Origin of the sequence: Shewanella carassii, assembly GCF_019670705.1 — a bacterium.
Lineage (GTDB): Bacteria > Pseudomonadota > Gammaproteobacteria > Enterobacterales > Shewanellaceae > Shewanella > Shewanella carassii.
The window spans coordinates 3,228,208-3,240,114 of the sequence record NZ_AP024618.1; the positions used below are offsets into that span (position 1 = coordinate 3,228,208).

Below are 11,907 nucleotides of genomic sequence, written 5' to 3' on the forward strand. Positions count from 1 at the left end.
TGCCTCAGGGGTGAAAGACTCGGCGCTCACAACAAAGACCCCAGCCTAGGCTGGGGTCTTTGTTTAAGTCGATGAAGCTTACTCTCGCGGGGGATAGTTTCCGCCACCAGCCATAAGGGTCTAAGGGTTAAATGGCCCAGCCGCCCATATAGAACACCACCAGGCCTATGGTGATAACCAACACACCTGGCTTGAGCTTACGCCACTCGCCGCTGCAGATACGGCCGATAACCAGGGTCGCAAACCCCAGCATAATGCCTGTGACTATGTTGCAGGAGAGTATGATGAAGACGGCGCAGGTCAGTCCCGCCATGGCATCCACCTTATCATCGAAGTCCAGCTTGGTGACATTGGACAACATCAGCAGTCCCACATACATGAGCGCTGGCGCCGTGGCGTAGGCAGGCACCAAATAAGACAGGGGTGCCAGGAAGATCATCAGCAGGAACAGTACCCCCACCACAGTGGCCGTCAGGCCTGTTTTTCCACCTGCAGCAGTACCGGCAGCCGATTCAATGTAAACGGCGGCAGGCGCGCCGCCCACCAGACCGGCGAAGATAGAGCTGACAGAATCCGAGGTCAGCGCCTTGCCGCCCCCTATGATGTTGTCGTCCTTATCCAGCAGATTGGCTTGTCCGGCCACGGCTCTAATGGTGCCTGTGGCATCGAAGATGGCAGTCATCACCAGCGCCAGCACTATCGGCAGCACCACAGGGTTAAGGGCTCCCATGATATCCAGCTGGCCAATCAAAGAGCCTTCTGCGCCCAAATCAGGGATGGCAAACACGCCTTTGAACTCCACATTGGGGTCAAACAGCAAACCAAACACTGACAGAGCGATGATCACCAATAAAATGCCGCCTGGCACCCGGCGACGCTCGAGTCCGATAGTGGCAGCCAGCCCCACAACAGTGGCGATCACCGGCAGGCTGTGGATGTCGCCGAGCTTGACCGGTAAACCGGCATCATTGGCCACAATCAGTTGCACACTGTTAGTGGCAATCAGCAGCAGAAACAGGCCGATACCTATCCCTGTTCCATGGGCAATCCCCTTGGGCAGGTTAGCAAGCACCCACTGGCGAACGCCGGTAACGCTCACCAAGGTAAAGACGATACCCATAAGGAAAATCGCCCCCAGGGTGACCGGCAGGCTCATGCCCTGCCCCAACACCAGACTGAAGGCGGTAAACGCAGTCAGTGAGATGGCGCAGCCTATGGCCATCGGCAGATTGGCCCACAGGCCCATCAGCAGTGAGCCGAAGGCGGCAATCAGACAGGTGGCAATAAACACGGAACCGGGATCAAACCCGGCCTTTCCCAGCATGGAGGGGACAACGATAACTGAGTAAACCATGGCAAGAAACGTGGTCAAACCGGCGATCACTTCCTGGCGGACAGTGCTGCCACGAGCGCTGATATTGAAGAAGCGTTCCAGCCATGATGATGTAGTAGGTACAGCGGTATTTGTCTTTGAAGACATCATAATTATTCTACCTTTTTGATCTCTTTATTCGGGTCAGATGACGCCGGCTACGGCAGGTGAGAGCCCCGCTGGGCGGGTGAGAGATCCACAACAAAACGTGACCTGCAGGTGGTGGGCACCAAGGATTATCGTCAAACGATGTCCAACGCAGCCTTTGTTGGTCGCGGATAATACTGCAAATTGGCGCGCCCGGCTAAAAAGATTTCGGGATCTGTGGCTCATCCTGAATATGCAGTTGTTCATAACTTTTCATATTTTCTCAAATCCCATTCATTGGCAGCGCAATCGCCATTCACATCCTTTCCCTATAGTGGCCCCATCGAGCAAACCCTGCTGCGTTGGAGCAATCACTATGTCTGAGTCCACATCAAGCAAAAAACAGGAACTTATGGCCCACGGCCTGATTATTTTCATGCTGTTTCCGGCCCTGACCATCACAGGTATCAGCCTCTATGGCCTGATCATCTGGATCATGCTGGCCCTCGGCGGCGTAGCCAGTCACTGATACAAGAGGATTGAATAGATGAAACGGTTAATAGCAATCTGGCGTACTCTCAATCGCCCGACCAAGTACCTGAGCCTGGGCGCCATCAGCCTGTCGGCCTTTATCATGGGCATTATCTTCTGGGGCGGCTTCAACACAGCGCTGGAAGCCACCAACACCGAAGCCTTCTGTATCAGTTGCCACTCGATGGAGAACAATCCCTATCAAGAGCTGCAACAAACTGTGCATTGGTCGAATCACTCCGGCGTGCGGGCAACCTGCCCAGACTGCCACGTGCCCCACGACTGGAGCCGCAAGATAGCCCGTAAGATGGAAGCCTCTCACGATGTCTGGGGCTGGCTGTTCCAAACGGTCAACACTCCGGAAAAATTTGAAGCCAAGCGTCTGGAAATGGCCAGCCGTGAATGGAAACGCTTTGCCCGTGACAACTCCCAGGCCTGTAAAAACTGCCATGACTACAAGTCAATGAAATGGGACGAGATGTCAGCCCTGGCGCAAAAACAGATGAAACAAGCGGCAGAGAAAGATCAGTCCTGTATCGATTGCCACAAGGGCATAGCTCACAAGCTGCCTGATATGGGCACGGCCAGAGCCCCGGAACTGATTGCCGAAGTGGGTTCGGGTGAGACTTCCCTGCAACAGGGCGGCAAATATTTCAGCGCCTTGACCAAGCCTCTGTATCTGGATGACAAGAGCGCGGAAGAAGCCGGTACTCTGAACGTGGCCACCGAAATCAAGGTGTTGGAGCTCAAGGGCAAGCGCGTCAAAATCGCCATCGATGGCTGGCGTAAAAAGATAGGTGCCGGCCGGGTGATCTACATGGACTTCGGTATCAATATCCTCTCGGCTCAATTGACCAAGGCCGCTGCCGAAACCGACGGGGTGATCAAGACCTTTGAAGAGAAAGAAGATCCCATGACTGGCCTCAAGTGGCAGCGTGTGGAAGCCGAGATCTGGACCGACAGCGATTATCTGCTGACCGAACTGGCACCACTCTGGGGCTATGCCCGCAGCACTTATGCCTCTAGCTGCAGTGTCTGTCACACCCAGCCCGATGAGCATCACTTTGATGCCAACACCTGGCCGGGCATGTTCCAGGGGATGTTGGCCTTCGTCAACATGGATCAGGACACTCAGGCACTGGTGCAGAAATACCTGCAACAACATTCTTCCACCTTCAGCAAAGAAGAGCACTAAGAGGTTGGCGTTATGAACAGAAGAGACTTTTTAAAAGGCCTGGCCTCCACTTCCGTTGTGGTTGCCGGAAGCAGTTCGGTACTCGCTCCCCTGTCGGCGCTGGCCAAGGGGATGGATGACGGTGACGCCTGGCTGACCACAGGCTCCCACTTCGGCGCATTTCGTATCAAGCGCCGCAACGGGGTTATTGCCGAAGTCAAACCACTGGAATACGACAAGTATCCCACCGACATGATCCGCGGCATCCGTGGCTTGGTCTATAACCCATCACGGATCCGTTACCCCATGGTGCGGCTCGACTTTCTGCTCAAGGGACACAAGAGCAATACCCATGAACGCGGCGACTTCCGTTTCGTTCGTGTCACCTGGGACAAGGCCTTGACTCTGTTCAAAGAGTCGCTGGATATCATTCAAACCCAGTACGGCCCATCTGGCCTGCACGCCGGACAAACCGGTTGGCGTGCCACCGGACAGCTGCACTCAAGCACCAGCCATATGCAGCGCGCCATTGCCATGCACGGCAACTTCGTCAAGAAAGTGGGCGACTACTCCACCGGCGCCGGGCAAACAATTATGCCTTATGTGCTGGGCTCTACCGAAGTGTACGCTCAGGGCACCTCCTGGCCGCTGATCCTCGAGCACAGCGATACCATAGTGCTCTGGTCCAACGATCCTTACAAAAACCTGCAGGTGGGCTGGAACGCCGAAACCCACGAGTCCTTCGCCTATCTGGCGCAGCTCAAGGAAAAGGTCAAAGCCGGTAAGATCCGGGTGATCAGCATAGATCCGGTCGAAACCAAGACCCAGGCCTATCTCGGTTGTGAGCAGCTGTATGTCAACCCACAAACAGACGTGGCCTTGATGTTGGGTATTGCCCATGAGATGTACACAGCCAAGCTGCATGATGCCAAATTTATCGAAGGCTATAGCCTGGGCTTTGAAGAGTTCCTGCCCTACCTCCTGGGCGACAAAGACGGCATCGCCAAGACTCCGGAATGGGCCGAAGCCATCTGTGGCGTCAAGGCTGAAGTCATCCGCGATCTGGCTCGCACCCTGACCAAGGGCCGTACCCAGATCATGATGGGCTGGTGTATTCAGCGTCAGCAACACGGTGAGCAGCCTTACTGGATGGCGGCGGTACTGGCCACCATGATAGGCCAGATAGGCCTGCCTGGCGGTGGTATCAGCTATGGTCACCACTACTCAGGTATCGGCGTACCCGCCACTGGTGCCGCAGCACCGGGCGCCTTCCCACGCAACCTGGACGAAGGCCAAAAGCCACTGTTTGACAACAACGACTTCAAGGGTGCCAGCAGCACTATTCCGGTCGCCCGCTGGATAGATGCCATTCTGGAACCCGGCAAGACTATTGATGCCAACGGCAGCAAGGTCACCTATCCGGATATCCGTATGATGGTGTTCTCGGGCAACAACCCTTGGAACCACCATCAGGACAGAAACCGTATGAAGCAGGCGTTCCGCAAGCTGGAATGCGTGGTCTCCATAGATGTGAACTGGACCGCCACCTGCCGCTTCTCCGATATAGTCTTGCCCGCCTGTACCACAATGGAGCGCAACGATATCGATGTCTACGGTGCCTACGCCGGCCGCGGTATTCTGGCGATGCACAAGATGGTTGAGCCGCTGTTTGAAAGTCTGTCTGACTTTGAGATATTCACCCGCTTTGCCAAAATACTCGGCAAAGAGAAGGAATACACCCGCGGGCTAACCGAAATGGAATGGCTGGAAAAACTCTACAACGAGTGTAAGGCCGCCAACCAGGGCAAGTTTGCCATGCCGGACTTCAACGAGTTCTGGAAGCAGGGTTATGTGCACTTCGGTGAAGGGCAAAACTGGGTCAGACACGCCGACTTCCGTGAGGATCCTGAGATCAATCCCTTGGGAACCCCTTCCGGCCTGATTGAAATCTTCAGCCGTAAGATTGCCCAGTTCGGTTATGATGACTGCCCAGGCCACCCAGTGTGGATGGAAAAATCCGAGCGCAGTCACGGCGGTCCAGGCAGCGATAAGTACCCGGTTTGGCTGCAGTCCTGCCACCCGGACAAGCGCCTGCACTCACAGATGTGTGAGTCCAAGGAATATCGCGAAACCTATACGGTGCAAGGGCGTGAGCCGGTTTATATCAACCCAGAAGATGCCAGGGCCCGCGGTATCAAAGACGGCGATCTGGTGCGGGTGTTCAACGGCCGCGGTCAACTGTTGGCCGGTGCCGTCGTCTCCGGCCGTTTCCCCAAAGGGGTAATCCGGATCCATGAAGGTGCCTGGTATGGCCCGGTCGGCAAAGATGGCAGCGTCGAAGGCGGCGCCGAAATCGGTGCCCTGTGCAGCTATGGTGACCCCAATACCCTGACTCAGGATATAGGTACCTCCAAGCTGGCGCAGGCCTGCTCGGCCTACACTTGCCAGGTGGAATTTGAAAAGTTCACCGGCAAGGCGCCCAAGGTATCCTCCTTCGATGGTCCGATTGAGGTTAAAATCTAAGGGAAGGTGCAAACAAGTCCCACGATGACTTATTCGCACCATCACTAATCGCTGATAACTGAGGTAAGCCAATGGAACAGTTAAATCAAGGCAGAGCCATGCTGTACAACTTCCTCTCGGGGCTGTTCGCCCGCGAGTTGAACGCCGAGCGCCTCAGCCAGCTGACGGCACCGGAGAGCAAGGCCTTTTGGCAACAGCTGGGCAGTGAGCCCAGCCTCAAGCAAGAAGCCAAGCTGATGGAGCAAAAGCTGCAATCCATCGCCTGGATGCAGGACAGAGACAAGGCGCTGCTGGAGCTGGCGGCAGACTTCTGCGGGCTGTTTCTGGTGGGCAGTAAACAGAGCGCGTCGCCCTATGCCGGCCTCTATCTGCAAGCGGATGAAGAAGTCACTCTGTTTGGTGAGCAGCATCAACAGATGCTGGCCTTTTTGCAGCGAAGTCAGTTGCAACAAAGCAGTGACTTCCCCGAACCAGCAGACCACCTAGCGGTGATTCTGGCCTATCAGGCTCATCTGTGTCTGAACGCCTCGGCATCAACACAGCAGGAGTATCTGCAAGAGTGTCTGCTCAGTTGGTTGGAGCCATTTTGTCAGCGGGTGACCGAATGCGATCGCGGCGGTTTTTATGCCGCGCTCGCGCGCCTGACCCTGGCCTTTGTTCAAAGCGATGCCGAGTGGTTGAAAGGCGCCGCAGCACACTGAGCGAGGCGATTTAGACAGGCGCTGACTCGAGTGCTTGCCTGAATCAAACGTAATGCAGGCCCCCCTAATCAAAGGATCAAAGGGTCAAAGGGCGCCAACTCGAGTATCGAGCGGCGCCCTTTCTATATCCTCAGCAGCCGTTAAATGCTGCACTTCCTGTCTTCAGTGCTTAAAAAGCGCCTTAGTCTGATTGCTGTTCCAGCCAGCTATCGAGCGCCTGCAATGATGCCGCTACGCAATCTGTCAGCTCGGTGAGTTCCTCGTCGCTCAAAGGATTGCCAGCCTTGATGGCCTGCTCCAGTGCGGCGCAGCGCAAATGCAGCGCTTCAAGCCCCATGTTGCCACTGCTGCCCTTGAGTGCGTGCAACTTGGCAGCAATGATATCCCGTTGCCCATCTGCCGCCTGTAAAGCTTGCAGCTGCGCGTCACAGCTGTCCACAAACTGCTGCCGCATCTCCAGCAAAGTGGCCTTGCCGAGCACCTGCAGGTCCTGTTCAAGTTGCTCCAGCGCCAGCCATTGAACGTTGTCCGTATTCCAGGACTGACAATCCGGCGCTTGAGAGTCCTCTTCCTTGGAGCGCTCATCGCTCGCCCTGGCACCGGAGACGACACCGAGCCAGTTGGCCAGCGCCTGTAATCCCAAGGGCTTCCCCAACACCAGATCAAAGCCCATGGCCTGGTAATCTGCCATATCCTGAGTCTGCAACTGAGCGGTAAAGGCGGCAATCGGCACCTTGGTGCCCAGCTGTCGCCTGAGCTCCGGCAGCAGCTCGCTGCCGGAGCCATCACTCAGCTGTAAATCCAGCATCACGGCATCGAATGGATCTGAAGTTGTGTCATCATGCAGCAGTTGCCGCGCTTCGGCCAAACTGACACACAAGAGTGACTCATGTCCAAGGTGCGCCAAAAAGCCCTGAGCCACCAAGGCGTTAACTCTATTGTCCTCCACCAGCAACACCCGTTTGGCAATGGCGCTCTGCGGCAAGCTACTCGATTGTTGCTCCCCCTGTTCACAGGGCTGAAGCGGCACACTGAAACTGAAGCGGCTGCCCTGCCCCGGCGTACTGATGACTTCGATGGCGCCGCTATCCGCATCATCACACTCATTCATCAGCAGCACCAGATCGCGGCTAATACTCAACCCAAGTCCAGTCCCCCTGGCGCTGGCATGGGTCGCCTCTGTGGCATAGGGGGTAAACAGACGTGCCATGGCCTCGGGACGAATGCCCACCCCAGTGTCTGTGACACTGAAGCGAAGGCGCGCATCTTCAATACTGACCTCCAGGGTCACACTGCCCTTGGCGGTAAACTTGATGGCATTACCCAATAGATTAAACAGCACTTGTCTGAGCTTGGGCCCATCGAGCCAGACCCATTCGGGTAATTCCGGCTTTAATAACCTGAGCTCAAGTCCGGCAAGATTGGCTCCGGCCAACATGATGGCGGTCACTTCGTTGAGCAGCGCCGGCAACTCCACGGCCCTGGGTTCATTGAGCAGACTGCCCTGCTCCAGGCGGGAGAAGTCGAGGATGTCATTGAGCACGGTTTGCAGCAAGGTGCCACTGTACTGGGACAACGCCAGCATCTGCCGCGCCTTGACCGGCAATTCCGCCTGTCCCAACAGACTCAGGGTGCCGAGCAGCCCGTTAAGCGGCGTGCGTATTTCATGACTCATGGTAGCCAAAAACAACGACTTGGCCTGACTGGCTTCTTCCAGCTGGGCGTTGGTTTGGGCGAGCTCGCGGGTTCGTTCGGCCACCTTCCGCTCCAACGCCAATTTATGCTCGGTCAACTCGGCAGCGGTGCGCTGCAAATCTTGTTGCAGCTTTTGATTATGGGCCGTTTTCTGTTTGAAGGCCTCCAGCGCCGAGGCCATGGCGGTGAGTTCATCATCGCCGTATGAACGAATGCTGACATCGGTATCGCCAAGACTCAGCCGACTCAGCGCCCGGGTGGCATCACTCAAGCGCCGAGCAATGCCCTTGTAGATCACCTGCCAGCTGACAAACAGGATCAGCAGTAACATCAAGGCACCAGTGCCCGATAATCCGACACTGGCCCAATTGAGCTGCCCCAGATAGTCGCGACGAGCCAGACTCAGCAGTTGCTGTTGCCCCTCGAGCGCGGCATCCACGGTTTGCTCCATCGACTTGAGATTGTCAGATATCACCAGTTGCCGCTGCTCCAGTTGTTGTTGCAGTTGCCAGATCGCTTCGGCCTGTTGTTGGCCAGCGGTCACCTGGTCAAGACGAGCAAATTCGGCCTCGAGCGCCTCGGCTCTACCGGGATCCCGAACCAAATCAGCTACAGGAATACGCTTGAGCAATCCCGGGGACAGGGCATCATCGGCCAGCGGCGCCTGGTTGATGGCGCCGACCAAGTCTTGCGGCGCATCGGCTGCAGCAAATATCTGTCCGAGCAAGGCTATCTTGTGGGTCAATTTCAGAGCGCGGTTGAGCTGCTCGGCGCTGCTGAGATCCAGCTCTATAATGTCATCCAAAGTCGCCGGCCCGGGAGTTTGGCTCAGCTTGGCAATGATTACAGAGTCCAACACCGCCAGCTCTGAGCGCAGCAAATTATCGGCCTGCTTGGCGGCCTGTACCAGTAAAAGCCCTTGCTGTTTCAGCGCCTGAGTGCGCTCTAGCAACTCACCCGTCTGCTCGCCGAGCAAGGTCAGCTCGGCGATGATGGTAGCCGCCGCCTGTTTCAGCTCGGCCGAATCCGGCACTGCCAACTGCTCCAGGGTCGCAATTGCCGCCAGCATGCGGTTACTTTCAAGAGACAGGCGGCGCCCCAAATATTGGCGCTGTTTTTCATCGGCCACTGTGCCTAGACGCTGGGCATTCTCCGCCAACGAGGTGGCCGACTGCGACAACTGCCGCGCGGCTTCTGATGCGGGCAAGGCCTTCTCATAGAGAAAGCTGTCGGCACCCTTGACCCAGTGCAGACTCAAGTTGCCCAGAGTCACCAGCAATAACAGCAACAGCGCCAGCAAACAAAACGCCAGCATCAAACGACCGGTCAGGCTGCTCAGCCATGAAGATAAAGGTCTCACTCGTCATCCTTATTGATACCATGCTGCTTCGGCGTTGACTGACGCAAGCGGTTCACAGGCATGGTATGGTACACTCAAGAGCCTTAGGCTTATAGAATACTTGCATCATATATCAGGATCTTCCCCATGAGCCAATTTGCTGCCACGTTCGAGGCTGTGTTGCCTGTAGGCAAAAAACCACTGCAACTCTGGTCACTATTGCTGTTGTGGTTATGCCTTCCTCCTGCGCAGGCCTATGAAGCCTGGGAGCTTGAGCAACGCAGTCCTTTCAACGAAGCAATCCAGCAGGCCAGCCCCCTAACCCACACGCCGCTCACCAAGGCCAATAAACCCTGGAAACTGTGTGCTTTGGTACCACACCTCAAAGATGCTTACTGGATAGGGATTAATTATGGCTTAGCTAAACAGAGCCAAGTATTGGGGCTCGGGCTGGAACTCCATGAAGCCGGTGGCTATGGCAACACTCAGACCCAGTTAGCACAACTCAAATCCTGCCTCGATGGCGATGCCGATGCGATTTTGCTCGGTGCCGTCAGCCCTCACCTACTCGAGAACCAGACTCTTGAGCTGACCAAACCTGTATTGGCACTGGTGAACCAGTTGGCAGACAGCCGAGTACAAACCCATATAGGAGTCAACTGGTATCAGATGGGGTATCTCACAGGCCAATTTCTCGCATCCACACCATATCAACGTCTGGCAATGCTGGCGGGGCCTGAAGGCCGCGGTGGTACCGATCTGGTGGAAAAAGGCGTCAGGCAGGCGCTGCAAGACAGCACCGTAGAGATAGTGGCGGTGATGCACGCCGACAACAACCGCAATCTCTACCGGGATCAGCTCAATCTGTTGCTCAATCAAAATAAGCAGCCACTGCCGCAAGCCTTACTCGGCAGTGCCGTGGCGATTGAAGCCGCCATGGGCACGCTGAGACAGGGAAATATGACGGATAAAATGGCGCTGGTGAGCAGCTACTTATCTCCGGATGTCATGCGTGGCCTCAAGCGCAACAAGGTCGCTTATGCCAACGATGACAGAGTGGTGTTGCAGGGCCGACTGGCGGTCGATCTTGCGGTCAGGCGATTACAGGGGGAAAAGGCGTTTGGTGATATAGGCCCGGCGATTTTGCAGCTGCGCCCGGATAATCTCAACAGCATGCAGCTGGATGACAGCCTGGCCCCGGCGGATTTCTACCCTGTGTATAGAGTAGAAGCCAAGGCCTCAGCGCTCAATCACTGACTTCGGCGGCAAACAGGTAACCTTCACCATGCACGGTAACAAATAGCTCCGGGCTCAGTTTATTGCGCAGACGCCGAATAATCACATCTATGGTGCGGTCGTTAACATCCTGATCCCTGTGGCTGGTTTGTTGCATCAAGCGTTCTCTCGAGAGTACCTGCTGCGGGTGCAGGGCGAAAGCCACCAAGAGTTCAAACTCAGCCTTGGTCAGCTTGATAGCCTGCCCGTCCTGACTCAAACGGCGACTGTTGAGCTGCAGATGATAGCCCTCGAAATAGAGGTTGTCGTCCGAACGCGCCAGTTGCTCTGCCGTTTGCTGCTGCGCCTTCTTCACCAGAGAGATGCGCCAGAGTAGGTTCTTGACCCTGACTCTGAGCTCGCGAAACTCAAACGGCTTGGTGACATAGTCATCGGCGCCCATCTCCAGACCGACTATCTTATCTATTGCCTCATCGCGGCCTGTCACCAGAATAATGCCGACATCTGAGCGACTGCGTAGCTCACGAGTCAGCATCAGACCATCGTCCCCTGGCATATTGATATCCAACATCACCAGATCAACAGCCTGTTGTTGCAGCTGCTGCCACATCTGTTCACCATCGGCGGCTTCCATCACCTGGTAGCCATCTTTTTCAAAATAGCCTTTTAAACGAGTCCGAATGATAGCCTCATCGTCCACTATCAATATACGGTATGCCATGCTTGTATTCCTACCGACCGGGATAGGCGCCATTATTCACAATTTTTTACATTTTGTCTGTAGCCGAAAGATATTTGACCTAAGTCCGGTGTCAAGCGCTTCTTATTGTGGCTACAATAAGGACAGACCAAGAATTAAAGGACTGAATATGGACGACAAGCGCAAGTTTTCACGGATCCTGTTTTCCTTGGATGCCCAGCTGAGCTGCGGTGACAAGATATGGGACACCCACTTGCTGGATCTCTGCCTCAACGGCGCTCTGGTAGAAGAACCTGCCGATTTCGCTCCCGAAGGTGTGCTGGAGCTAAGTTTTAGCCTGCCTCAGTCCGAGGTTCAACTCAGCATGGAGGCCGAACTTGTGCATCGCCGTAACGGCCGGTTGGGCCTCAAGTGCGCCCTCATCGATGTCGAGAGCATCAGTCACTTGAGAAGGCTGCTGGAGTTGAACCTGGGCGATGCCTCATTGCTGCACCGGGAGTTGGAGCAATTTATCGCCGAGCATGAACAGAGCCGCTAAGGCGGCTCCTG

General features: G+C 55.7%; 9 protein-coding genes. 6 read left to right on the forward strand and 3 right to left on the reverse strand.

The annotated features are described in order from the left end of the window. Positions 1-127: 127 nt before the first annotated feature. Positions 128-1,483 carry an NCS2 family permease gene (locus K5621_RS14645; RefSeq protein WP_221049612.1) on the reverse strand — a complete coding sequence of 452 codons (1,356 nt, stop codon included), beginning with the start codon at positions 1,481-1,483 and terminating at the stop codon, positions 128-130. Positions 1,484-1,835: 352 nt separating this feature from the next. On the opposite strand from K5621_RS14645, the gene K5621_RS14650 reads away from it, so the two are divergent. The 4 genes from K5621_RS14650 to torD all read left to right on the forward strand — a co-directional run bounded on the left by K5621_RS14650 (position 1,836) and on the right by torD (position 6,388). Further along, positions 1,836-1,988 carry a nitrate reductase gene (locus tag K5621_RS14650; protein WP_025009952.1) on the forward strand — a complete coding sequence of 51 codons (153 nt, stop codon included), beginning with the start codon at positions 1,836-1,838 and terminating at the stop codon, positions 1,986-1,988. Between the two features lie 18 nt (positions 1,989-2,006). Further along, positions 2,007-3,185 carry a pentaheme c-type cytochrome TorC gene (gene torC, locus K5621_RS14655; protein WP_100144289.1) on the forward strand — a complete coding sequence of 393 codons (1,179 nt, stop codon included), beginning with the start codon at positions 2,007-2,009 and terminating at the stop codon, positions 3,183-3,185. A 12-nt stretch (positions 3,186-3,197) separates the two neighbouring features. Continuing rightward, positions 3,198-5,687, forward strand: coding sequence for a trimethylamine-N-oxide reductase TorA (gene torA, locus K5621_RS14660; protein WP_071475593.1), 2,490 nt, complete (start codon positions 3,198-3,200; stop codon positions 5,685-5,687). A 71-nt stretch (positions 5,688-5,758) separates the two neighbouring features. Next, the gene (gene torD, locus K5621_RS14665) at positions 5,759-6,388 is read left to right on the forward strand and encodes a molecular chaperone TorD (protein WP_100144287.1); all 630 of its coding nucleotides are present in this window, start codon (positions 5,759-5,761) and stop codon (positions 6,386-6,388) included. A gap of 181 nt (positions 6,389-6,569) precedes the next feature. On the opposite strand, the gene torS is transcribed toward torD, so the two are convergent. Further along, the gene (gene torS / locus K5621_RS14670; protein ID WP_221049613.1) at positions 6,570-9,443 is read right to left on the reverse strand and encodes a TMAO reductase system sensor histidine kinase/response regulator TorS; all 2,874 of its coding nucleotides are present in this window, start codon (positions 9,441-9,443) and stop codon (positions 6,570-6,572) included. A gap of 126 nt (positions 9,444-9,569) precedes the next feature. Here torS and torT point away from each other — a divergent pair, with 126 nt between their 5' ends. Next, the gene (gene torT / locus K5621_RS14675) at positions 9,570-10,679 is read left to right on the forward strand and encodes a TMAO reductase system periplasmic protein TorT (RefSeq protein WP_221049614.1); all 1,110 of its coding nucleotides are present in this window, start codon (positions 9,570-9,572) and stop codon (positions 10,677-10,679) included. Here torT and torR read toward each other — a convergent pair. Beyond that, complete coding sequence (torR, locus tag K5621_RS14680) at positions 10,669-11,379, reverse strand: two-component system response regulator TorR (RefSeq protein ID WP_100144281.1); 711 nt, start codon at positions 11,377-11,379, stop codon at positions 10,669-10,671. The two genes, torT and torR, sit on opposite strands and share 11 nt — an antisense overlap. Before the next feature lie 148 nt (positions 11,380-11,527). On the opposite strand from torR, the gene K5621_RS14685 reads away from it, so the two are divergent. Further along, complete coding sequence (locus tag K5621_RS14685) at positions 11,528-11,896, forward strand: PilZ domain-containing protein (protein WP_100144279.1); 369 nt, start codon at positions 11,528-11,530, stop codon at positions 11,894-11,896. The last annotated feature ends 11 nt before the right edge of the window (positions 11,897-11,907 follow it).